Genomic DNA, 22,339 nt, shown 5'->3' on the forward strand with positions numbered 1-22,339 from the left:
TAACCATTGGACTTGACCACTTCGCCTAGATATTTTGTGTTTTTTTAGAAAACTGTATAAATGAGAGGAATTGATTACTACGACCAGTATTTATTTTAAAGACCTTCAACAATAGTAGCTAACTTTAGACCATAAACTTTTCCGACAGTTTGTCGTATTTTATCAACACGCTGATTGACATGTGCTACCATGAAAGTATTAATAGTAATTTTAGGGGGAATGAATCAATGTATGGAGAATTACATGGTAAAGTGGCCGTTGTCACTGGTGCAGCTACGGGTTTAGGATTATTTATTACTTTGCGTTATATCTTAGAGGGCATGAATGTTGTTGCTGACTATGTCGGTGAGCTGCCTAAAGAATTTGAAGATGTTCAAGCCAAGCACGCAGACCGCGTAAAATTCGTGAAGGCTGATGTCTCTAATGAGGAAGATATTAAAGCGTTAGCTGAAACCGCTTTAAAAGAGTTTGGTCATGTTGACATTTGGGTAAATAACGCCGGTGTGGAGGCTTCTTTTCCGACAATTGATATGCCATTAAAAGAATGGCAACGTGTCATTGATGTCAATTTAAACGGTGTCTTTTTGGGTTCTAGAGAGGCACTCCGAATATTTAGAGATCAAAAAATCAAAGGGTCAATCATTAATATGTCCTCCGTTCACCAAAGAATTCCTTGGCCAACGTTCGCCCACTATGCGGCAAGTAAAGGCGCAACCGAAATGTTCACGAAAACAATCGCTTTGGAATATGCGGAATATGGTATTCGTGCCAACTGTATTGCACCTGGAGCGATTAACACACCTATTAATGCTGAAAAATTTTCCGATCCCGAACAGTTAAAACAAACAACGAGCATGGTTCCTATGGGCATTATTGGTAAACCCAATCAAGTAGCTGCTGCGGCCGCTTGGTTAGCTTCTGATGAATCCTCATACGTAACCGGAACAACACTCTTTGTAGATGGCGGGATGTCTCTATACCCTTCGTTCCAACACGGAGCTGGTTAAAAAGTAGTCTGCAACAAAATTCTCTATGAATTTTTGTTGCAGACTTTGTACTATCACACACAAAATCTATTCAGGAGGCTTATCATGAAACTAGTCAAAAATGTTCTTTTAATTTTAATTGGTTTAGTTATTATCGGGATTGGCGCATCCACTTTAAGAGTGGCAGGTTTAGGAGTTGATCCTTTCACTGCTATGAATATCGGACTTTCTTCAATGTTTGGTATGCAATTAGGCATTTTTCAAATTATTGTCAATGCGTTTATTCTATTCTATGTCTATTTAAAAAACAAAAAAGCCATTGGTCTAGGAACTATTTTAAATATGCTTTTAGTAGGAATTTTGATTCAACAGATTTCTACTTGGCTTCAACCTTACGCCGATAGTTTAGAAGGCTCAACAATTGGCAAACTACTTTCTTTATTCGTCGGAGTCCTGATTTTTACATTTGGCTGCGCCTTATACATGGCTACAGATCAAGGTGAGTCCCCTTATGATGCGATTGCGCCAACCATCTGTCAACAAATCAATAAACCTTATGCTTCTGTTCGAAAAGCACAAGATTTGTTGGTCCTATTAATTGGCTTTATTGCTGGTGGTCCAATTGGGATTGGTACAATTATTTGTGCATTTGGTGCTGGCCCACTCATTAGTTTCTGGAACAAGTTACTTCAACCTTTAGTAAAATAATTTTTTAACTAAAATATAAGAAAAAGCGATGGCTCCATAGAGATTTTCTTCTCGAGTCATCGCTTTTTTATTTGTACTTTCTTTGAAGAAGCATGATTAGTGTGTTTCTTGTTTGGCTTTCCGTTGTTGTTTTAGTTGATTATTTGTTGGTAGAGTGAAAAACTAGCCGACAGACCCTTCCATCTCATAACTAATCAACCGATTCAACTCAACCGCATATTCCATCGGTAATTCTTTCGTAAATGGTTCAACAAAGCCCATAACAATCATTTCTGTCGCTTCGGCTTCAGATAAGCCGCGACTCATTAGATAATATAATTGTTCTTCAGAAATTTTTGAAACTTTGGCTTCGTGTTCTAAGGAGACTTGGCTGTTATGGATTTCGTTAAACGGAATCGTATCTGATTTTGATTTTTCGTCCATGATAATCGTATCGCATTCGATGTGGGAAATCGATCCTGCGCTGTCTTTGCCAAAAGTAACTTGGCCACGGTAGTTAACTTCGCCGCCGTCTTTAGCAATTGATTTTGAAACAATTGAGCTAGAGGTATTCGGCGCATTGTGAATCATTTTGGCCCCAGTATCTTGGATTTGGTTAGCGCCAGCAAAGGCAATCGATAACATCGTGCCACGGGCACCTTTGCCATCTAAGTAAACGCTTGGGTATTTCATGGTTGTTTTAGCTCCTAGGTTCCCATCAATCCATTCGACAGTGGCACCTTCGTAAGCTTTAGCACGTTTGGTTACTAGGTTGTAGACGTTATCTGACCAGTTTTGAATAGTGGTATAACGACAATAGGCATCTTTTCTAGTGAAAATTTCTACGATGGCCGCATGCAAGCTGTTACTTGAATACGTGGGTGCCGTACATCCTTCAACATAGTGAACGCTGGCCCCTTCATCGACAATAATCAAAGTCCGTTCAAATTGGCCGGTATTTTCAGCGTTGATTCGGAAATATGTTTGTAGTGGTACATCAACTCGAACGCCTTTTGGTACATAAATAAAGGTTCCACCTGACCAAACAGCTGAGTTTAAAGCGGCCAGTTTATTATCTGTTGGTGGTACAAGTTTTGAAAAATACTCTTTGAATAAGTCAGGATATTCTTTTAAAGCAGAGTCAGTATCTGTAAAAATGATGCCTAATTTTTCAAATTCTTCTTTCATGTTATGATAAACAACTTCTGATTCATATTGAGCAGAAGCCCCAGCTAGATAAGCACGCTCAGCTTCGGGAATCCCAATTTTTTCAAAGGTTTCTTTGATTTTATCAGGTACATCATCCCAATCGCGTGCGGGTTTGTCACTCGGTTTTTGGTAATATTTAATTTTACTAAAGTCAATATCTGACAGGTCTGGACCCCATTCTTGCATGGGCATTTTATTGAATTGTTCTAACGATTTTAAACGGAAGTCAAGCATCCATTCTGGTTCGCCTTTCACGCGAGAAATTTCGCGAACGACGTCTTCGGTTAGGCCGTCTCCGGTACTAAAGACTGGTTCCACATCGTCGTGAAAGCCAAATTTATATTCTTCTAATTCAGGTACTGTACTCAATTCGTCGTCACCCTTTCTTTATTTTTCACAATGTAAATGACCAGCTTCGCCTTGGCCGTTATTAGCAACAGCCTGCTCTAAGGCTTTCCAAGCCAGGGTTGCACATTTGATCCGAGCTGGAAATTTAGCTACGCCGCTTAACATTGCTGCATCGCCTAATTTTTCATCTTCGGCCACTTCATTTCCTTGAACAAGTTGAGAGAAATCCTCTGCTAAGGCCGTTGCTTCGGCGATTGTTTTTCCTAAGACCGCATCAGTCATCATACTAGCACTTGCTGTACTGATAGAACAGCCACTTCCTTGAAAGGCGATATCTTTAATCACACCGTCTTCAATGGCCACATCCAGTTCAATCACATCTCCACAAGTAGGATTATTCAGTTCAATTGTTTGGCTAGACGCATCTAGCGTTCCGTGGTGATGTGGGTGGCTAGAATGGTCCAAAATGACTTGGCGATATAAGTTATCTAATTTAGAAAGTGCCATGCTGGAAAAACTCCTTTGTCGCTTTAATCGCTTCAACTAAGCGATCTGCGTCTTCTTTGGTATTGTATAAATAAAAACTTGCCCGTGCGGTTGCTGGCACGCTCAAATAGTTTAATAGCGGTTGCGCGCAATGGTGACCCGCTCTGACAGCGACCCCTTCCATATCTAACGCCGTAGCCACATCATGTGGATGTAAACCGTCAATATTAAAAGCAAGCACACCTGTGTGGTCTTTTGGATTCTGTGGACCATAAATCGTCAAGCCCTCGATAGCTTGCAACTTCGGCAAAACATAGTGAACAAGGGCTGCTTCATGTTGATGAATGGCCTCCAAACCAATTTCTGTTAAATAATCAATGGCGGCACCTAAGGCAATTGCCCCAGCAATATTAGGTGTGCCAGCTTCAAATTTCCATGGAAGCTCTTTCCAAGTACTTTCTTGAAGATGAACAAAGTCAATCATTTCGCCACCAAATTCCACAGGTTCCATTTGTTCCAATAAATGACGTTTGCCATAAAGGACACCAATTCCAGTTGGTCCACACATTTTGTGACCACTAAATGCATAAAAATCAGCATCGATGGCTTGAACGTCCACAGGCATATGAGGAACTGCTTGCGCGCCGTCTACCACCATCACAGCGCCATTTTGATGAGCTAATTGTGTTAATTCTTCGATTGGATTAATGACCCCTAACACATTTGAAACATGAGCAATCGAAACAATTTTCGTTTTTTCTGTAATTTGTTGACGTGCACTTGCCATGTCTAAAAAGCCGTCTTCAGTGACGTCTATATACTTCAAAATGGCTCCTGTACGTTGGGCTAATTGTTGCCAGGGAATAATGTTTGAATGATGTTCCATGTAAGATATGACGATTTCATCCCCGGCTGTAACTGCCAAGTCACCATAACTTTTGGCAATCCAATTCAAACTGGTTGTTGTTCCTCGTGTAAATAAAACTTCCGCTGTTTCTTTGGCATGGATAAATTGGCGAACCTTTTCGCGGGAGGCTTCATAGTCCTTCGTTGCTCGTTCGGCTAACGTGTGCACCCCACGATGAACATTGGCATTATCGGTTTCATAATAATGTCGTAAAATATCTAACACTGCCGTTGGTTTTTGGGTTGTTGCAGCATTGTCTAAATAAACTAGCGGTTCATCATTAACTTCTTGAAATAAAATAGGAAACGATTGACGAATGGTTGCTGCATCCATCATGCGTTTAACTTCCCTTCAATTACTTCTACAAATTCATTTTGTACTTCTTTAACTGGAATTGCTGTAATGACAGAACCTAGGAAGCCACGAATCACCAAACGTTCCGCTTCTTCTTTACGCAAGCCGCGGCTCATTAAATAATACATTTCTTCTGGATCTACTCGACCAACGCTGGCTGCGTGTCCGGCAGTCACTTCATTTTCATCAATTAAAAGAATTGGATTGGCATCACCACGAGCTTTATCAGACAGCATTAAAACACGACTTTCTTGCTGTGCGTCGGCTCCTTTTGCTCCTTTTAAAATGTGGCCAATTCCATTAAACGTTAAAGTACCACGTTCACGAATGACTCCATGTTGTAAAATATGACCAATCGAATGTGGCGCTTTGTTTGTCACTCGTGTGTCGATGCCTTGTGTTTGTTTACCTGCACTAATTGCAACAACTTTAACTTCTGAATGAGCGCCTTCGCCAACTAAATCAGAATCAAAATCAGCCACAACATCGCCATCATTCATGACGCCTAGAGCCCAATCAACAGAGGCATCCCGCATAATATAGCCACGACGATTCATATAAGTCGTTACAGTTTGCCCTAATTGATCTACAGCTGAGTATTTAACTTTTGCGCCATCTTTCGCAATCACTTCCACAATAATATTTCCCGAAGCTTTCTCTGCATGATGACCGGTTGATTGAAAACGTTCTAAATAACTGAATTCACTATGATTATCTGCAACGATTAAAACATGTTTAAAGAAAGGTTGGTTGCTATCTGAATCCTGAATAAACAAAGATTCAATGGGCTCTTCAATCACTACGTTTTTAGGAACGTATAAGAAAACGCCACTATTCATGAAAGCTGCATGAGCTGCTGTCAGCTTATCTTCTTCTGGTAATACGGCTTTAGTCATATAGTATTCTTTAACTAATTCTGGATGCTCTTGTAAAGCAGTAAAAATGTCTGTAAAAATTACCCCTTGTTCCGCTAATGAGGCTGGCAATTGCTCAAAAGCATGAAAAGATCCTTGTTGAACAATTAAAGGATTGTCTTTCATTTGATCAAAACTTGCGACATTTCCTTCAGAAGGCACATAACTTTCCATGTGAACATTTAATAAAGGCCAACGATGAAATTTCACACGATCAATATGTGGTAACTCACTTTCGTCAGCGTTTTTTAAAGCCGTTGTTCGCAATTCAGTCATCCAAGCTGGTTCTTCATGTTCTAGTGAAAAAGCGGTGACTTCGTCAAGATAATCCATTAGATTTACTTTTTTCATTTATCTTGTCCTCCTTACGCTTCTTCTTTGTAATCAATACCTAATTCTTGGCTGATACCAGCATAGCCTTCTGTTTCTAAACGTTTTGCCAAGTCAGCCCCACCGGTTTTCACAACGCGGCCTTCCATCATGATATGAACAACATCTGGCGTGATATAGTTCAATAAGCGTTGATAATGGGTAATAATTAACGCACCAAAGTTCTCGCCGCGCATTTCATTAACCCCTTTAGAAACTACTTTTAACGCATCGATATCTAAGCCTGAATCAATTTCATCTAAAATGGCAAACGTTGGCTCTAACATCAATAATTGTAAAATTTCATTTCGTTTTTTCTCGCCGCCAGAAAACCCTTCGTTTAAGTAACGCTCAGCCATTTCTTCAGGCATATTTAATAATTCCATTTTGCTATCTAATTTTTTTAAGAACTGCATGACTGACATTTTGTTGTCTTCGTCACGTTTTGCATTGATTGCTGCACGCATGAATTCAGCATTGGTAATCCCTGGAATTTCACTTGGGTATTGCATTGCTAAGAATAAGCCTAGGCGAGCGCGTTCGTCTACTTCTAAATCTAAAACGTTGACGCCGTCAAATAGAATTTCTCCTTCTGTGACTTCATAGTTAGGATTTCCCATAATTGCTGCTGATAAAGTAGATTTACCAGTCCCATTAGGTCCCATAATTGCATGGATTTCTCCAGTATTAATTGTTAAATCGACCCCTTTTAGAATCTTTTTATCTTCAATTGATACGTGTAAATTTTTGATTTCTAACACAGACATGTACAATTCCCTCCAACTTGTTTTAATCGTTTTTCCGTTCTCACTCATTTTAGCCTAATTGAGAATGAATCGCAAATTACAATTGCTAAAAATAACAACTCTTATCATCAAATTTTAGGATTCAATTTGTGAAGGAAAATTTTAAAAGGCTGATATTTCAAAGTTTCTCTATATTTTTAAGTGATCCTCCCTACACAAAGAAAAAAATTCTGGTAGAATAAAAAAAATTATTAAAGAAAGCGTTTTCTTAAATAATTACTTTAGAATGACTTTCGCAAAGAGAGCGTTGAGATACGCCTTCATCATCTATACAAAAAAATCCAGAGCATTTGCTTCTCTGGATTCAATAATTTTTATTAGTGATTGGTTTTATACTTCTAAAAGTTCTTGTTCTTTTTCAGCAGTAATCGCATCGATATTTTTGATGCTATCATCTGTTAATTTTTGAACATCTTTTTCAAATGAACGTAATTCATCTTCAGTGATGTCGCCATTTTTTTGAGCTTTTTTCAACTCATCCATTGCATCACGACGAACGTTACGGACAGCAACTTTTGAGTTCTCCGCTTCTTTTTTCACGTCTTTGGCTAATTCTTTCCGACGTTCTTCCGTTAATTGTGGAATCACTAAACGGATGACATTTCCATCATTGGTTGGGCTAATGCCGATATCACTCATTTGAATAGCTTTTTCAATGTCAGCGATAGAATTTTTGTCAAACGGTGTAATCATTAATACACGTGCTTCTGGGATATTGATACTTGCTAATTGGTTAACTGGTGTTGGTGCACCATAATATTCTACTTGAATACGGTCTAATAGACTTGCGTTCGCACGACCAGCACGAATTTGACCTAATTCACGGCGTAAGCTTTCTTCCGCTTTTGTCATTTTTTCTTTGGCTGTTGCTAAAACTTCTTTAGACATTCTTTATTTCCCCCTTACAGTTGTTCCGATATTTTCACCAAGGATGGCACGACGGATATTTCCTGCTTCATTTAGGTTAAAGACAACTAAAGGAATATCGTTATCCATACTTAATGAGCTTGCTGTTGAATCCATTACTTGCAGCCCTTTAGAAATAACATCTAAATGTGTTAGTTCTTCAAATTTTGTCGCTGTTTCATCCACACGTGGATCCGCAGAATAAACACCATCAACATTGTTCTTCGCCATTAAGATGACGTCCGCATCTACTTCTGCAGCTCGTAACGCAGCCGTTGTATCTGTCGAGAAGTAAGGATTTCCTGTTCCTCCGGCAAAAATAACAACGCGGCCTTTTTCTAAATGACGTTCTGCACGACGACGAATGTATGGTTCTGCAATTTGACGCATTTCAATTGATGTTTGAACACGTGTAGGCACACCAAGATTTTCTAATGTATCTTGCAATGCTAAGGCATTCATCACAGTAGCTAACATGCCCATATAATCAGCTTGTGCACGTTCCATGCCCATTTGAGCACCAATTTGTCCACGCCAGATGTTTCCGCCGCCAACCACGATGGCCATTTCGATACCTAATTCATGGACCTCTTTAATTTCTTGGACGATTTCTTTAATGACTGGTGGTTTAATGCCAAAACCGTCTTCTCCGGCTAGCGCTTCTCCACTTAACTTTAATACGACACGTTGATACTTAGGTTTAACCATCATAATTCCCTCCAAGATTCTCTAAAAATCATTCAATTCCTCATTTAGATGACTTTTCACCAAAATGATTTTTTAGACCAAGCAGTGCGATCCACTGGTTTTGCCTAAAAAAAGGGAGCGCATATCAAAGTTATGCGTTCCCAAATGGCTGAAAGACTGCCTTGAATCAAGCAGTAATCAATTTATGCAGCTTCCTTTGGGGATCGCTGTCTGTTTAGATACTTATGATTCACGGCTTTTCAACCGAGCGTTTGATGCTCTTAGTTTTTCATTTGGCTCATTACTTCATCCGCAAAGTTATCTTCACGTTTTTCGATACCTTCGCCAACTTCAAAACGTACGAATGATTTCACTTCGCCGCCTTTAGAAGCAACAAATTTTTCGACAGTCATATCTGGATCTTTAACAAATGGTTGGTCAACCAAAGCGATTTCTGCTTTGAATTTTTGTAGACGACCAACAACCATTTTTTCAACGATATTTGCTGGTTTACCTTCGTTTAATGCTTGTTCAGTTAACACAGCTTTTTCGTGTTCTAATTCTTCTTGAGGAATTTGAGATTCGTTGACATAGCGAGGGTTGATTGCCGCGATGTGCATAGCAACATCTTTCGCTACTTCTTCGTCAGTTGTGCCATCGATAACTGTTAATACAGCAATACGGCCACCCATGTGTAAGTAAGCGCCAAATGCAGCATTGTCAGCTTTTTCGACAACTTCAAAACGACGGAAGCTGATTTTTTCACCGATAACAGTTGTTGCTTCGATTAAATCAGATTCGATTGTGCCTTTTTCAGTTTTAATAGCCATTGCTTCTTCCATCGTAGCTGGTTTGTTTTCAGCAACTTTAGTCGCAATATCTTTAACTAAATCTTGGAACATTTCGTTTTTAGAAACGAAGTCAGTTTCTGAGTTTACTTCAACGATTGCTGCAACGTTACCTACAGTTGCTACGTTTGCTAAACCTTCAGCCGCAATGCGGTCATTTTTCTTCGCTGCTTTAGCCATACCATTTTCACGTAAAAAGTCTACGGCTTTTTCCATGTCGCCTTCTACTTTTACTAATGCTTTTTTAGCGTCCATCATTCCAACGCCAGTCATATCGCGTAATTCTTTTACCATTTTAGCTGTAACGTCTGCCATTATTTGTGTCCTCCTCGGATATTATCAATTCTTTTTAAAAAAGCTATCTCAAAGGAGAATCAGGCTTTTTGTCGCCTAGCCTTTGAGACAGCTCCGTAATCATTATTATTCAGCTGATTCGTTGTTTCCTTCAACAACATCAACGATTTCTTCGATTGAAGTTGCTTCTGGTGTTTCTTCAACGAATAACTCTTCAGTTGCTTGGTCTTCCCCTTGGTTACCTTCGATGAAAGCGTCAGCCATTTTAGCAGTGATTAATTTCACAGCGCGGATTGCATCATCATTTGAAGGGATTACAACATCAATCTCATCAGGATCACAGTTTGTATCAACCATTGCAACGATTGGAATGTTTAATTTGTGTGCTTCTTGAACAGCAATGCGTTCTTTACGTGGGTCAACGATGTACATTACATCTGGAATTCTTGGCATATCAGCGATACCACCTAAGAATTTTTCTAAACGTTCACGTTCTTTGTTTAAGCCAGCAACTTCTTTCTTAGGTAAAACTTCGAAAGTGCCGTCTTCTTCCATTGCATTGATTTTTTTCAAGCGAGCAATACGTTTTTGGATTGTATCCCAGTTAGTTAACGTACCACCTAACCAACGATGGTTTACATAGTATTGACCAGCGCGGATTGCTTCATCTTTGATTGCTTCTTGTGCTTGTTTTTTAGTTCCTACGAATAAAGCAACGCCGCCTTCTTCTGCAACGTTTTTCATGTAATCGTAAGCTGCATCTACTAATTTCACTGTTTTTTGTAAGTCAATGATGTAGATACCGTTTCTTTCTGTGAAGATATATTTCTTCATTTTTGGGTTCCAGCGACGAGTTTGGTGACCAAAGTGTACGCCGGCTTCTAGTAATTGTTTCATAGAAATTACTGCCATGTTGTGTTTCCTCCAGTTTGGTTTTTATTTTCCTCTTCTTTTCGTCAACTCCTTGAAGAACTACCGTAGTAGCACCACTTCGCAGATGGAAAAGAATGTGGATTTCGTGTGTGAAAATCACACCTTTAACAGTATAAGATATTTTCAGAAAAATAGCAAGCCTTAAAACTAGAAATGTAGCTCCTACTGCGCTTGCCAAACAAGATGACATTCTTCGTTTCCTGTTTCATCGATGGTTCGCTTTTGTTGGACAAAGCCTTGTTTTTGATAAAAGGCGTACGCTGCTTGATTTTCCCTGTAAACAGCCAAAGATAAGATGTCCTGTTCTTCTTTTGCTACTTGCAGTAATTTCTGACCGATGCCCTTCCCTTGAAACACTTTTTTTATAAAAATTCCTGCGATATAGTTATCCATTAAGCCTAAAAACCCAATTATCTGACCCTCTTCTTCTGCTAAGATCAGTGTTGCTTTTGGTAACGCAGCGCGGACAAATGCCTTATTTTCTTGCCAATAAGTTGGTGCGACAAATGGATGAGCTTCTAGGTTCGTTTGCAGCCAAATAGCCATAATGGTTTCTAATTCTTTTTCTGTTAACTGGGTTGTCTTTTTGATAGTCAGCATTTTTTGACACTCGTTTCTGTTATTTATTATTTTCAAAATAAAACATTAACACGCCCGCTGCGATAGCGACATTCAATGATTCTGCTTGACCTTTCATTGGAATATAAAGATTTTTCGTGGTTTCTGCTAACAATTCTGGCGAAACCCCGCTACCTTCATTGCCTAAAATCAACGCATAATTTTCCACTGCCTCTTGTTCATAATAAGCAATCGCAGCTTCATTTAATTCTGTACCGAAAACTGGTAGTCCTTGCTTCTTGAATGCCTGAACCACTTCAGTCAACTCTCGTTGGAGAACTGGTAAATGATAGTGACTTCCCTGCATTGAGCGCAACACTTTTGTATTGTAAATATCTGCTGTGCCCTTACCTAAAATCACGCCTGCTAAACCTGCTGCATCAGCTGTGCGAATCATCGTACCAACATTGCCAGGGTCTTGGATATTATCTAAAAGTAACCAACCACCTTTAAAAGAAAGCGACTGCTCTTGTTGCGTTTCCAAGGTGACAATTGCCAAAATCCCTTGTGAAGTTGGCAGCTCCGACAAGCTATTTAAAACCTCATCACTAACAAAAATTAATTTTTCTGTTTCTTGTTCAGCTAACCAAGTTCCCCATTCTTGTTGACCTCTTTGGTTAAACAAAATCCACTGAACATCAGCGTTGGCCTTCACGGCTTCTTCAACTAAATGAAATCCTTCTATTATATATTGGTTCAGTTCTTCTCGGTACTTCTTTTTGTGTAATTTTTTCCATTCTTTTAATTGGTTATTTTTCGTTGATATAATTTCTTTCATAAGTCACCTCGCCTTTGTATTATAGCATGCTTCTAGCTTGCTTGGATACTTGCTAGAACCAAGAAAAATCGCTATCATAAAGAAAAAAGCAAAGGAAGTGTCTCTCATGGAAAAACTAAGAATGAATGTACAAGGGCGTGTCCAAGGTGTTGGCTTCCGCTACATGACCAAAATGGTGGCAGATCAATTAGGTGTCACTGGTTCGGTGAAGAACGAAGACGACGGGTCCGTTTCAATCACAGCAATTGCACCTGAAGACATAATGGAAACATTTATCAAAAAAATCAAAGATTCCCCCAGTCCAGCGGGACGTGTAACGTATGTTGATATTCAAGAAGACCCTTTGTTAGAAGAAACGGAACAATTTAAAGTGATTCAATAAACTTACTTTCTAACGATTGATTTCTTTGGGAAGAAGCCTTGAACAGCAAGTAGTTCCTGCTTTTTATTGATTTTTGTAAGAGCTTCTTTTCGATTTTGATTGAAAAAGAGCGCTGTTTCAAGTATAGTTAACCATGTAAAAATTTTTTAGAAAAGGACCGAATTACATGCGTAAATTAAACCGATGGCTTTACGGCTCTGGCTTACTATTTTTAGTAATGTTTTTATCAGGCTGTGTGAAAACAGGAGCAGATGGACAACCAACTGGTGAAGGTTTTGTCTATAACTTCCTTGTTTTACCGATGAGTAATGCAATTACTTATCTTGTCGATAACTTTAATTGGAACTATGGTTGGGCGATTATTTTTATCACCATTATTGTACGGATCATTATTTTACCGTTAGGCTTACATCAATCGAAAAAAAGCTTTATCCAAACGGAAAAAATGCAAGCAATCAAACCCCAAGTGGATGTTGCACAAGCAAAAATGAAACAAGCAAGTACGCGTGAAGAACAAATGGCCGCACAAGCAGAACTACAAAAGATTTATAAAGAAAACAATGTGAGTATGGTTGGCGGAATTGGTTGTTTGCCTTTATTAATTCAAATGCCTATTTTCTCTTCTCTGTTCTTTGCTGCTCGTTATACAAAAGGTATTGCCACGGCAAGCTTCTTAGGAATGAATTTAGGGCAACCAAATATGATTTTAGTGGCATTAGCTGGTTTAGCCTATTTAGCTCAAGGTTATATTTCAATGATTGGTATTCCTGAAGAACAAAAGAAAACAATGAAATCAATGCTGATTGTTTCACCATTAATGATTGTTTTCATGTCCTTTAGCTCACCTGCAGGCGTAGCGCTTTACTGGGTAGTTGGTGGTATTTTCACATGTATTCAATCTGCCATCACAAATATCCTCTTACGTCCAAGAATTAAAAAACAAGTACAAGAAGAATTGAAAAATAACCCACCAAAACAAGTGGTTACTCCTATTAAGGATGTGACACCAAAAGAAACAAACAAAGCAACGCAAAAAACGAACCAACCAAAAGCAAACGGCAATAAAGGTCGCAATGCTGGAAAACAAAAACGTAAATAAAAAAAGGATCGCCTCTAAACGGCGATCCTTTTTTTACTTCAATTCTTTCCCAGTCATCTCTTCAATAGTTCGAATAGACTTTGGACCAAAGCCATGCAACGAAAGTAACGCTTTTCGGCCTCGTGCGTAGAGTTCATCCACACTGTCGATTTTTTCATTCGTTAGCGCACGAACAGCTGGCTTTGATAATTGTGTTAAAATTTGTTCAAATGTTGTTTCTAGCATGCTGTCGGTTCCTCCTTAGCGGTCGAAAAGCAGCGCTTTTTATTTTACAATTAATAAATCTAAGCTAGCAATTGATAACGCCATTTTAGCAATTTGCATTAATTGTTTTAATCGGTTTTGTTTGACTTTTTCATCCTCAACCATAACCATCGTTTCATTGAAGTACGCATCAATTAACGGACGTAGATTTACTAGTGCTTCATAGTTTTCTGCAATCGTGCGTGTCGCAAATGCTTCAGATAAATCGTTAACTGCTTGATACAGTTCTTTTTCTGCCTTATTTTCAAACAGACTTGGATCAATCCCTTCTTCAGTATCACCTAAAAGTTCTTGACCTTTTTTCGCTAAATTAATAACACGCGTTAAGGCTTCCATGGATGGTTTAAAATCTTGATCTTCAAAACGGCTTTTTAAAATATTCGCTGAAGCAAATAATTTCGATAAATCGGCTTGCTCAGCAGACACCACTGCATCGATAATGTCATGGCGAACATTTTTCGTCATTAGTAATTGACGTAAGCGAGCTTTCACAAATTCAACGACTTCTGCTTGTCCTTCGTTTAGTAAAACACCATATTTTTCAACATCTTGATTCACTGATTCATCAACTTCTGTTTGTAATTGGACTAATGGGAAGGTCCAGCCTTTATCTTCAATAATTCGGATAACGCCATAGGTTTGACGACGAAGTGCATAAGGATCGTTAGAACCTGTTGGAATCATACCAACTGAGAAGAATGAAAAGACGCTGTCAAGCTTATCGGCTAAGGCTAAAACAGCCCCGATTGCTGTTTCTGGCAATTCACCTTCACTGGAAGTTGGTAGATAATGTTCTCGAATCGCCGTTGCTACGGCTGGTTTTTCGCCTTGTAATAAGGCATATTTTTCTCCCATAATTCCTTGTAATTCTGGGAATTCACCAACCATATTTGTTACTAAGTCAAATTTATAAATTTCAGAGGCACGTTTTAAATCTTCCAATTCCTCCTCAGATAAGCCAACTTTTCGACCAATGATTTGTGCAATTAAAGCAACCCGTTGCATTTTTTCATAAATTGAACCAATCTTTTCATGGAAAGTCACATTTTTTAGTTTTTCAACACATGCTTCAATCGTTAATTTTTTATCTTCATTGTAAAAGAATTCTGCATCTTCTAAACGAGCAATTAACACTTTTTCATTTCCTTTAATCACGTTTTCAAGGTGAACATTATCCCCATTGCGAACAGCGATAAAATGCGGCATTAATAAGCCTTGGTCGTTACGAACTTCAAAGTAACGTTGGTGTTCTTTCATAGAAGTCACTAATACTTCATCTGGAACAGATAAATATTTTTCATCAAAACTGCCTACAAATGCAGTTGGATATTCCACTAAATTCGTAACTTCTTCCAATAATTCTTCATCTAAAGCTAACTGCCAATTTTTTTCAGCAGCGAGTGCGTTCGCTTGATCAACAATCATTTGTTTCCGTTCATTCGGTTGAACCACTACAAATTGTTCTTTTAATTTTGTTTCATATTCATTAGCGTGTTGGAACGTCACATCGTCTCCCAAGAAACGGTGGCCACGAGAAGTTTGCCCTGTCGTCACGTCTAACACTTTAAAAGGAATTACTTCATCATCAAGTAGTGCCACAATCCAGTGAATTGGACGAATATATTCGAAATCATAGTTTGCCCAGTGCATTGTTACCGGGAAAGTTAGACTTGTAATCACGTCATTTAATTTTGTTAATACCTCTTTGGCACTTTGGCCTTTGGTAAACTTCGTCACATAGACATATTCGACACCATTTAATTCTTTGAAAACAATGTCCTCAGTTGTAACTCCTTGGCCGCGTACAAAACCTTGTGCAGCTTTTGACCAATTTCCTTCAGCATCTAAAGCAATTTTTTTCGCTGGACCTTTTACTTCTTCTTCAACATCCGCTTGTTTTTCAGGAATCGCAGTTACTTTCACGGCTAAACGACGAGGTGTGGCAAAGGATTGCACTGTTTCATAGTCTAAATGATGTTCATCTAAAAATTTGATTACTTTTTCTTCAAGTTGGATACGGCTTGGTGTGACAACATGTGCGGGCATTTCTTCTAAGCCAATTTCTAATAATAAATCTTTTGCCATGTTATTCTGCCTCCTTGGATATACTTTGATCTTTATTTAATAATGGGAACCCTAATTTTTCACGTTCAGCCACAAAAATTTTCGCTACGGAACGAGCCATATTCCGAATGCGGGCTAAATATCCTGCACGTTCCGTTACAGAGACAGCACCGCGAGCATCTAATAAATTGAATGTATGGCTACATTTTAAAATATAATCATAGGCTGGATGAACTAAACTTTCTTCAATACAGCGTTTAGCTTCTTTTTCAAATTTGTCAAAGTTTTCTAAAAGCATTTCTTGGTTACTAATTTCAAAGGAATATTTTGAATGTTCATATTCAGGTTGCACAAAAATTTCACCATATTTAACGCCTTGTGTCCATTCTAAATCATAGACACTTTCGACTTCTTGGATATATGATGCCAAGCGTTCTAACCCGTAAGTAATTTCAGAAGTGACAGGATGACATTGTAAGCCCCCGACTTGTTGGAAATACGTAAATTGGGTAATTTCCATGCCATCTAACCAAACTTCCCAACCTAAACCAGCACAACCCATTGAGGGATTTTCCCAGTTATCTTCTACAAAACGAATGTCATGTTCTAATGGATCAATTCCTAATAATTTCAAACTTTCTAGATAAAGTTCTTGGATATTTTCAGGAGAAGGCTTCATTACAACTTGGAATTGATGATGTTGGTATAGACGGTTTGGATTTTCACCATAGCGTCCATCAGCTGGACGACGAGAAGGTTCTACGTAGGCAGCATTCCATGGTTCAGGTCCAATGGCACGTAAAAACGTGTAAGGACTCATGGTGCCGGCTCCCTTTTCTGTATCATAGGCTTGCATTAACATACAGCCATTAGATGACCAAAATTTTTGCAAGGTTAAAATCATTTCTTGTACGGTTAACTTGTTTTTCATTGTTTTCCTCCTTGGAATATTTTTTATAGACATAGGGATTGACTTTGCTTCGGGAATGTAAATTTAAAAAGGGCTACAGAAAAACAATTTTGTAGAATGGGATAATTTTTATGCTGTTATAACGTTCCACATCTACTCCATGTTTTTGGCTAAGCAGTTTGTTTTAACACAGAGGAGACAACGTTCCCTTTGGTCACCTTGTACTGTTCATCATCTACTCCATGTTTTTGGCTAAGCAGTTTGTTTTAACATAGAGGAGACAACGTTCCCTTTGGTCACCTTGTACTGTTCCACATCTGCTCTGACACTTTGTGTCAGTCGCAGTGAGGAACATGCAAAAAGTCCCCATGCCTATTAATAGACATAGGGACGAATAATTATCGCGGTTCCACCCTACTTCCGATGTGTTCATCGGCAGCTTCGTTTGTCGTACTCCAAAGTGCCTTTCAAAAGTTCCGTGTTTCTGGCTCCCACTCTCCCAGATTCGCTTAACAGAGGGTTCTTTTTACTTCTCTTTTTCTTCGTACGTATTTAACTTCTCTATCATAATACGGTGTCTGAGGGAAGTTGTCAAATTTTTTTTTAGAAAAACGTCTGCTTGTTTATGTTTCTTTTTCTTCCTTCTTTCGTGGTGGAATTTTTAACGTATTTTCCCACGTTTTCATTTGATCAATAAATTTTTTGCTTTTTAAGTGCAACCCGACATATTCATCGTATAACATATCAATCGTTTCTCGAATACTTTTCTTAGTTTCTTCTTTTACTTGAATGTTTTGGACTTTTTCATAGGAGACTTGCGAAAATAAGCGAATAAAATGAATCGCTCTAGGATCTGCATGGTAGCGCTGTTCATCTAAATGCCAATGTTTTTCACAAAGCACACCGCTATACTTTGAAGAGTAGTCAAATTTCCCTTGTGTTTCGCCACAAGCCACACAATGATGCCATTCTGGTCGTACACCAAACCGTTCTAACAATTGAATTTCAAAAATATTTGTAATGATTTCCGGATCTTTTTGCTCATTTAAAGCGGATAATGCCATGTGGGTAAATTGAAATAAGTTCGGATCATAGTGCTGATCTTCAATTGCTGCATCGACTAAGTTTAAAATATATGTTCCATATGCGTTAATAAATATGTCTTGTTGAATGTTTCGAAAAGGTTGAACTTCTTTGCTGCTATTGAGAAAAGATAAGCCTTCTTCTCTAAAATTTCCGATGTAGACGGCTTCTGTAAATGGCAGAATCGCTGGCAAAAGAGGATTATTTTTTCGATGCGCGCCTTTCACAAAAAACATCAATTTTCCATAGGATTCTGTAAAAATTTTGACGAGTTTATCCTTCTCTTTAAAATCCTTCGTAAATAAAATAATGCCTTTGGTCTCCCCTAATGCCATTCAATTCACTTCCATTTCTTATGTAAATTAGTGTAGTGTTTGGAAAGTTCGTTTATACACTCACTTCCCAAACACTACTTTCTTAATATTCTTCTTTGCGATAACCAAAATCTTGTAAATAGATTTTTTTGTCACGCCAGTCTTTTTGAACTTTTACCCACAGCTCCAAATACACTTTGTCATCTAATAAATATTCAATATCTTGACGCGCCTTGGTACCAATTTGTTTCAGCATTTTTCCGCCTTTGCCAATAATAATACCTTTTTGACTGTCCCGTTCCACAATAATGGTTGCTTGGACATGGGCTTTATCGTTTTCATCCCGTTTCATTGAGTCCACAACGACAGCGACAGAATGAGGAATCTCATCTCTTGTTAAAAGTAACACCTTTTCACGAATTAATTCGGAAACGATAAAATATTCTGGATGATCCGTAATTTGGTCATCAGGGAAATATTGTGGTCCTTCTGGCATTTGCTCAACGAGAACATCCATTAAATGCTCAAAATTATTTCCTTCCGTGGCAGAAATGGGAATAATTTCTTTAAAGTCCATTTGTTTCGAATAGTCTTCAATAATACTCAATAAATCATCTGGATGGACTTTGTCAATTTTATTAATAATCAAGTAGACTGGACTATTATTATTTTTCAATCGTTCAATAATAAAGTCGTCACCTTTCCCGCGTTTTTGATCAGCACTTACCATAAATAGAGTAGCATCTACTTCACGCATCGCATTGTAGGCACTTTCCACCATGAAATCGCCTAAGCGGTGTTTAGGTTTGTGAATCCCTGGAGTATCGATAAAAACAATTTGTGCTTCAGGAATTGTATAAATTCCTTGAATCTTATTACGAGTTGTTTGTGCTTTGTCACTCATAATTGCAATTTTTTGGCCGACAATTCGATTTAACAATGTTGATTTTCCAACATTTGGTCTGCCGACAATGGCTACAAAACCAGATTTATGTTCAGTTGTCATTGTATTTCTCCTCTTATTTCCACATTTGAATGATTTGTAAAATTTTTGGTACAAATAGAATTAGTCCTACTAGCACTGCGAAACCGGCTGTTAATAAAACAGCTCCTGCGGCCATGTCTTTAACCTTTTTTCCGATTGGATGAAAGTGAAAATCCGTAAACATATCTACGACATTTTCAAAAATTGTGTTGATAATTTCTGCCAACCAGACAAGAAAAACGGCCAATAACAACCACAGCCATTCAGCAAGTGTTAAGGAAAACAAGAAACCAAACACAATGGCCGTGACACCAAACGCCACATGTTTGCGCATATTACGTTCTTCTCGAAAAACTGTTTTGATTCCTTGCCAAGCAAATTCTAATGAATTAATAAAATGTTTATTTTTTCCTGTTTGCTCATCTTTTAAGGCCATACGCATCTAAAATCTCTTTCTGTAAACCAAACATTTCTTTTTCATCTTCAGGTTCCATATGATCGTACCCATTCAAATGTAAAAAGCCATGTACTGCCAAAAAGCCCATTTCTCGTTCCAATGTGTGCCCATATTCAACTGCTTGTTCTGCTGCTCGCTCTGTTGAAATAATTAAATCACCTAGATTCCGTGGTAGCTCTGCCAACTCTTCATCATCAAAAATAATTGGCAATTCGTCTTCCCCTTCATCCTCTAAAGCAAAACTGATGACATCTGTAGGCATATCTTTGCCCCGATAGTCACGATTAATCACTTGGATACCTGCGTTATCTGTAAAAGTCACCGACATCTCCGTATCTTCGGCAATTTCTAGAAAACCCGCTGCAAATTGCAGCAAGTTTTCGATTTCTTTGATTTCTTCTGTTGGTACTTTCTCGGTTTCATCAATGAAAGTAATATCCATTAGTCATCTCTCTTTTCTTGTTCATCTTTCATTTCTTCTGCTTCAGCTTTCATTTTTGGATACTTAATCCGTGAATGGAAGGTACTGCACAATCCATTAATTAATGATTTTTCAATGATGCGAATCTCTTTCATCGTTAACCCGCATTCATCTAATTGGCCATCTGAAATTCTATCTTGAATCACATTATGCACAAAGGCTTGAATTTTTTCGTTGGTGGGATGATCCATCGCCCGCACAGCAGCCTCACAGGTATCAGCAATACTCACAATCCCTGCTTCTCGTGTTTGTGGACGTGGCCCAGGATAACGGAAGTCGGATTCTTTAATTTCAGGATTGCGTTCTTTTGCTTTCACATAGAAAAATTTCATCAATGTTGTGCCATGATGTTGACGACAAATGTCAATCACCATTTGCGGCATATTGTACTCTTCTAAAATTTTGGCGCCATCAATTACGTGTCCAAAAATAATTTGTTTACTATCTTCTGGTAATAAAAAGTTATGTGGATTTTCTGCTCCAGCAGGTAAGTTTTCCACAAAGAAATTGGCGTGTTTAATTTTGCCAATGTCATGGTAATAACAAGCAACTCGTGTTAATAGCGACCGCCCGCCAATCTCAGCAACAGCGTTAGCGCTCAAACTAGCCACCATCATGCTATGATGATAGGTACCTGGCGCTTCTTCTAACAGTTGTTTTAACAACGGATGGTTCGGATTACTTAATTCATTCAAGACAATCATACTATCATCGGTCACTAATAATTCGATATACGGATGCAAGCCCATTGTTGCTAAAAATGAAAGTACCGTTCCTGCACTTGCACAAATTAAAGCTGTCCACGTTTTACCATCTGTTAAACTCATTCCTTGATAAATCATTAAGACAACCGCCATGAAAACAGGAAAGACCACTACCCACATTAAAGCTGGGAAAACTTGCTCACTCATCCGTTTCCGTTTAACAACTGTTGCTAGAAATCCTGAGAATAAGTACATAATCAGAATAACCGTCAACGAGTTTGTGCCAATAGAATTATAAAAGATAAATAAAGCAAAAACGACTTGGAAAATGGCAGCGATTATCCCTGAACGACGATTCACAAAATGATTTAGAATCAGCGGCGCAAAGGCTGCTGGATAGAACAAGGGAATATACATCAACTGCTCTGTTTGGAAAATCTGGAAGAATTTCATTAAAATAACACTGATTAGCATAGCACCCGTGTAAAAGATAATAAACGAGCGTTGTCGCGAAGGCTCAGTCACTTGTTTTGTAAAGAAAATCAACACTTCAACTTGAAGTAAAATAGCTAGTGCTAATGCCACCATCGGAAAAATAGAGGTATTTTGACTAGTCATTCCTAGTAACTCAAGTTTTTCGACCGCTTTTGCATCAATTTGAGTACCTTCACGAACAATAATTTCGCCTTGATAAATCATTGCGGGTTGAACAGCATTCATCGCTTTTTGGCGTAGCTCTTCTGTTCGTTTTTCATTGGCAATATCGTTTACCACAATCCCTTGGTTAACAATGTAACGAATGACTTGTTGCATGGTACTCGTAATATCTAAGTATTGAATTTTACCGTTAGCTTCTTGGCGAATTTTATCCAAATCAGATTCTCGAACGTGATTTTGCATTGCGTCATCCACCAACATCAAACTTTCTGAACGAACCTTATCTAATTGCTCAGAGGTTAATGTAAAGATTGTTTGATAAAAAACATTAGGAAAACTTTGATAAAACGCAACTTCATCTTGCGGTAAAGATTCAAACAATGACTTTAAGCTAGCTACTCGTTCTTCCACGGTCGGCGCAGGAATCGTTTCTTCCTTTTTGGCCTTCGCTTGCTTGTTGCTATACTCTTTGTCTACTTTTTCATTCGCAGAATCAATCAATTTAAATAATTTATCAATACGATTATGTTGGACAGATGCCGTATCTTCTTGATAAATATATTCGGGTGTGACAGCTTCTGCTGCCAATTTTTTTCTTTGTTCTGTTTCGTAGGTATTCTCGATATTTTTATTTGCACGAATAGTTTTCTCGGCCAGTTGACCTTCTTTAATTTCTACTCTTTTCTGATGGACACTGCCAAACATAATCATAAATAAAAGAAGAGAAAAAACGGCTAATAAAATAGGTAAATAGGCTTTACCTAAACGATCCCCTAACTTTGTAAGTACTTTTTTCAAAAGGTACTTTC

The 22,339-nt window shown here is 38.3% G+C and carries 23 protein-coding genes; 4 read left to right on the top strand and 19 right to left on the bottom strand.

Annotated features, from left to right (window positions below; translation table 11 throughout):
- Window positions 1-227: 227 nt before the first annotated feature.
- Both IGK54_RS09250 and IGK54_RS09255 read left to right on the top strand, forming a co-directional pair.
- A complete protein-coding gene (locus IGK54_RS09250; protein ID WP_002359767.1) occupies window positions 228-1,007 on the top strand; it encodes an SDR family oxidoreductase in 780 nt (259 codons plus the stop codon).
- An 84-nt stretch (window positions 1,008-1,091) separates the two neighbouring features.
- The gene (locus tag IGK54_RS09255) at window positions 1,092-1,694 is read left to right on the top strand and encodes a YczE/YyaS/YitT family protein (protein WP_142957018.1); all 603 of its coding nucleotides are present in this window, start codon (window positions 1,092-1,094) and stop codon (window positions 1,692-1,694) included.
- A 162-nt stretch (window positions 1,695-1,856) separates the two neighbouring features.
- Here IGK54_RS09255 and sufB read toward each other — a convergent pair whose 3' ends face one another.
- The 11 genes from sufB to IGK54_RS09310 form a co-directional block, all read right to left on the bottom strand.
- On the bottom strand, window positions 1,857-3,251 hold the full coding sequence (gene sufB / locus IGK54_RS09260; protein ID WP_002356769.1) for a Fe-S cluster assembly protein SufB: 1,395 nt from the start codon (window positions 3,249-3,251) through the stop codon (window positions 1,857-1,859).
- An 18-nt stretch (window positions 3,252-3,269) separates the two neighbouring features.
- A complete protein-coding gene (gene sufU / locus IGK54_RS09265) occupies window positions 3,270-3,737 on the bottom strand; it encodes a Fe-S cluster assembly sulfur transfer protein SufU (protein ID WP_002356768.1) in 468 nt (155 codons plus the stop codon).
- A complete protein-coding gene (locus IGK54_RS09270; RefSeq protein WP_002364432.1) occupies window positions 3,724-4,959 on the bottom strand; it encodes a cysteine desulfurase in 1,236 nt (411 codons plus the stop codon). The genes sufU and IGK54_RS09270 overlap by 14 nt, the downstream gene beginning before the upstream one ends.
- A complete protein-coding gene (gene sufD / locus IGK54_RS09275; protein ID WP_002413696.1) occupies window positions 4,956-6,242 on the bottom strand; it encodes a Fe-S cluster assembly protein SufD in 1,287 nt (428 codons plus the stop codon). The genes IGK54_RS09270 and sufD overlap by 4 nt, the downstream gene beginning before the upstream one ends.
- 14 nt (window positions 6,243-6,256) lie before the next feature.
- The gene (sufC, locus tag IGK54_RS09280) at window positions 6,257-7,027 is read right to left on the bottom strand and encodes a Fe-S cluster assembly ATPase SufC (RefSeq protein WP_002356763.1); all 771 of its coding nucleotides are present in this window, start codon (window positions 7,025-7,027) and stop codon (window positions 6,257-6,259) included.
- Between the two features lie 369 nt (window positions 7,028-7,396).
- On the bottom strand, window positions 7,397-7,954 hold the full coding sequence (gene frr, locus IGK54_RS09285) for a ribosome recycling factor (protein ID WP_002356762.1): 558 nt from the start codon (window positions 7,952-7,954) through the stop codon (window positions 7,397-7,399).
- Window positions 7,955-7,957: 3 nt separating this feature from the next.
- Window positions 7,958-8,680 carry a UMP kinase gene (pyrH, locus tag IGK54_RS09290; protein ID WP_002356761.1) on the bottom strand — a complete coding sequence of 241 codons (723 nt, stop codon included), beginning with the start codon at window positions 8,678-8,680 and terminating at the stop codon, window positions 7,958-7,960.
- A gap of 260 nt (window positions 8,681-8,940) precedes the next feature.
- Window positions 8,941-9,822 (bottom strand): translation elongation factor Ts, encoded by an 882-nt coding sequence (gene tsf, locus IGK54_RS09295; RefSeq protein ID WP_002356760.1) that lies wholly within the window; start codon window positions 9,820-9,822, stop codon window positions 8,941-8,943.
- A 105-nt stretch (window positions 9,823-9,927) separates the two neighbouring features.
- Entirely contained in the window at window positions 9,928-10,713 is a 786-nt protein-coding gene (gene rpsB, locus IGK54_RS09300; protein ID WP_002356759.1) for a 30S ribosomal protein S2, read from the bottom strand.
- Window positions 10,714-10,896: 183 nt separating this feature from the next.
- A complete protein-coding gene (locus tag IGK54_RS09305) occupies window positions 10,897-11,334 on the bottom strand; it encodes a GNAT family N-acetyltransferase (protein WP_010815202.1) in 438 nt (145 codons plus the stop codon).
- Window positions 11,335-11,353: 19 nt separating this feature from the next.
- A complete protein-coding gene (locus tag IGK54_RS09310; RefSeq protein WP_430602922.1) occupies window positions 11,354-12,130 on the bottom strand; it encodes a TrmH family RNA methyltransferase in 777 nt (258 codons plus the stop codon).
- 106 nt (window positions 12,131-12,236) lie between these two features.
- Here IGK54_RS09310 and IGK54_RS09315 point away from each other — a divergent pair, with 106 nt between their 5' ends.
- The gene (locus IGK54_RS09315) at window positions 12,237-12,512 is read left to right on the top strand and encodes an acylphosphatase (RefSeq protein WP_002356756.1); all 276 of its coding nucleotides are present in this window, start codon (window positions 12,237-12,239) and stop codon (window positions 12,510-12,512) included.
- Between the two features lie 166 nt (window positions 12,513-12,678).
- Window positions 12,679-13,611 (top strand): membrane protein insertase YidC, encoded by a 933-nt coding sequence (gene yidC / locus IGK54_RS09320; protein WP_002384232.1) that lies wholly within the window; start codon window positions 12,679-12,681, stop codon window positions 13,609-13,611.
- A gap of 33 nt (window positions 13,612-13,644) precedes the next feature.
- Here yidC and IGK54_RS09325 read toward each other — a convergent pair whose 3' ends face one another.
- The 8 genes from IGK54_RS09325 to IGK54_RS09360 form a co-directional block, all read right to left on the bottom strand.
- Window positions 13,645-13,836 carry a DNA-directed RNA polymerase subunit alpha C-terminal domain-containing protein gene (locus IGK54_RS09325; protein WP_002356753.1) on the bottom strand — a complete coding sequence of 64 codons (192 nt, stop codon included), beginning with the start codon at window positions 13,834-13,836 and terminating at the stop codon, window positions 13,645-13,647.
- A gap of 39 nt (window positions 13,837-13,875) precedes the next feature.
- On the bottom strand, window positions 13,876-15,960 hold the full coding sequence (gene glyS, locus IGK54_RS09330; RefSeq protein WP_142957020.1) for a glycine--tRNA ligase subunit beta: 2,085 nt from the start codon (window positions 15,958-15,960) through the stop codon (window positions 13,876-13,878).
- A 1-nt stretch (window position 15,961) separates the two neighbouring features.
- Window positions 15,962-16,870 carry a glycine--tRNA ligase subunit alpha gene (gene glyQ / locus IGK54_RS09335; RefSeq protein WP_033594489.1) on the bottom strand — a complete coding sequence of 303 codons (909 nt, stop codon included), beginning with the start codon at window positions 16,868-16,870 and terminating at the stop codon, window positions 15,962-15,964.
- A 602-nt stretch (window positions 16,871-17,472) separates the two neighbouring features.
- Entirely contained in the window at window positions 17,473-18,267 is a 795-nt protein-coding gene (gene recO, locus IGK54_RS09340) for a DNA repair protein RecO (RefSeq protein ID WP_002374343.1), read from the bottom strand.
- Between the two features lie 82 nt (window positions 18,268-18,349).
- Window positions 18,350-19,252: a GTPase Era gene (gene era, locus IGK54_RS09345; protein ID WP_142957021.1), complete on the bottom strand. Its 903-nt coding sequence runs from the start codon at window positions 19,250-19,252 to the stop codon at window positions 18,350-18,352.
- Window positions 19,253-19,265: 13 nt separating this feature from the next.
- Entirely contained in the window at window positions 19,266-19,667 is a 402-nt protein-coding gene (locus IGK54_RS09350) for a diacylglycerol kinase family protein (protein ID WP_002382764.1), read from the bottom strand.
- Window positions 19,651-20,130 (bottom strand): rRNA maturation RNase YbeY, encoded by a 480-nt coding sequence (gene ybeY / locus IGK54_RS09355; RefSeq protein ID WP_002356745.1) that lies wholly within the window; start codon window positions 20,128-20,130, stop codon window positions 19,651-19,653. The genes IGK54_RS09350 and ybeY overlap by 17 nt, the downstream gene beginning before the upstream one ends.
- A complete protein-coding gene (locus tag IGK54_RS09360; protein ID WP_095714921.1) occupies window positions 20,130-22,328 on the bottom strand; it encodes an HD family phosphohydrolase in 2,199 nt (732 codons plus the stop codon). Before IGK54_RS09360 ends, ybeY begins: the two co-directional genes overlap by 1 nt.
- Window positions 22,329-22,339: the final 11 nt, after the last annotated feature.

The sequence above is a fragment of the Enterococcus sp. DIV2384 genome (assembly GCF_050534975.1).
GTDB lineage: Bacteria > Bacillota > Bacilli > Lactobacillales > Enterococcaceae > Enterococcus > Enterococcus faecalis.

Bases quoted from the DNA above. Each gene is read 5' to 3' on its own strand.
- recO (WP_002374343.1), bottom strand. From the start codon at position 18,267: ATGGCATTAGGGGAGACCAAAGGCATTATTTTATTTACGAAGGATTTT.
- IGK54_RS09270 (WP_002364432.1), bottom strand. From the start codon at position 4,959: ATGATGGATGCAGCAACCATTCGTCAATCGTTTCCTATTTTATTTCAA.
- IGK54_RS09310 (WP_430602922.1), bottom strand. From the start codon at position 12,130: ATGAAAGAAATTATATCAACGAAAAATAACCAATTAAAAGAATGGAAA.
- ybeY (WP_002356745.1), bottom strand. From the start codon at position 20,130: ATGGATATTACTTTCATTGATGAAACCGAGAAAGTACCAACAGAAGAA.
- rpsB (WP_002356759.1), bottom strand. From the start codon at position 10,713: ATGGCAGTAATTTCTATGAAACAATTACTAGAAGCCGGCGTACACTTT.
- sufC (WP_002356763.1), bottom strand. From the start codon at position 7,027: ATGTCTGTGTTAGAAATCAAAAATTTACACGTATCAATTGAAGATAAA.
- IGK54_RS09255 (WP_142957018.1), top strand. From the start codon at position 1,092: ATGAAACTAGTCAAAAATGTTCTTTTAATTTTAATTGGTTTAGTTATT.
- IGK54_RS09325 (WP_002356753.1), bottom strand. From the start codon at position 13,836: ATGCTAGAAACAACATTTGAACAAATTTTAACACAATTATCAAAGCCA.
- glyQ (WP_033594489.1), bottom strand. From the start codon at position 16,870: ATGAAAAACAAGTTAACCGTACAAGAAATGATTTTAACCTTGCAAAAA.
- IGK54_RS09305 (WP_010815202.1), bottom strand. From the start codon at position 11,334: ATGCTGACTATCAAAAAGACAACCCAGTTAACAGAAAAAGAATTAGAA.
- IGK54_RS09315 (WP_002356756.1), top strand. From the start codon at position 12,237: ATGGAAAAACTAAGAATGAATGTACAAGGGCGTGTCCAAGGTGTTGGC.
- IGK54_RS09250 (WP_002359767.1), top strand. From the start codon at position 228: ATGTATGGAGAATTACATGGTAAAGTGGCCGTTGTCACTGGTGCAGCT.
- yidC (WP_002384232.1), top strand. From the start codon at position 12,679: ATGCGTAAATTAAACCGATGGCTTTACGGCTCTGGCTTACTATTTTTA.
- sufD (WP_002413696.1), bottom strand. From the start codon at position 6,242: ATGAAAAAAGTAAATCTAATGGATTATCTTGACGAAGTCACCGCTTTT.
- glyS (WP_142957020.1), bottom strand. From the start codon at position 15,960: ATGGCAAAAGATTTATTATTAGAAATTGGCTTAGAAGAAATGCCCGCA.
- era (WP_142957021.1), bottom strand. From the start codon at position 19,252: ATGACAACTGAACATAAATCTGGTTTTGTAGCCATTGTCGGCAGACCA.
- tsf (WP_002356760.1), bottom strand. From the start codon at position 9,822: ATGGCAGACGTTACAGCTAAAATGGTAAAAGAATTACGCGATATGACT.
- IGK54_RS09350 (WP_002382764.1), bottom strand. From the start codon at position 19,667: ATGGCCTTAAAAGATGAGCAAACAGGAAAAAATAAACATTTTATTAAT.
- frr (WP_002356762.1), bottom strand. From the start codon at position 7,954: ATGTCTAAAGAAGTTTTAGCAACAGCCAAAGAAAAAATGACAAAAGCG.
- pyrH (WP_002356761.1), bottom strand. From the start codon at position 8,680: ATGGTTAAACCTAAGTATCAACGTGTCGTATTAAAGTTAAGTGGAGAA.
- sufU (WP_002356768.1), bottom strand. From the start codon at position 3,737: ATGGCACTTTCTAAATTAGATAACTTATATCGCCAAGTCATTTTGGAC.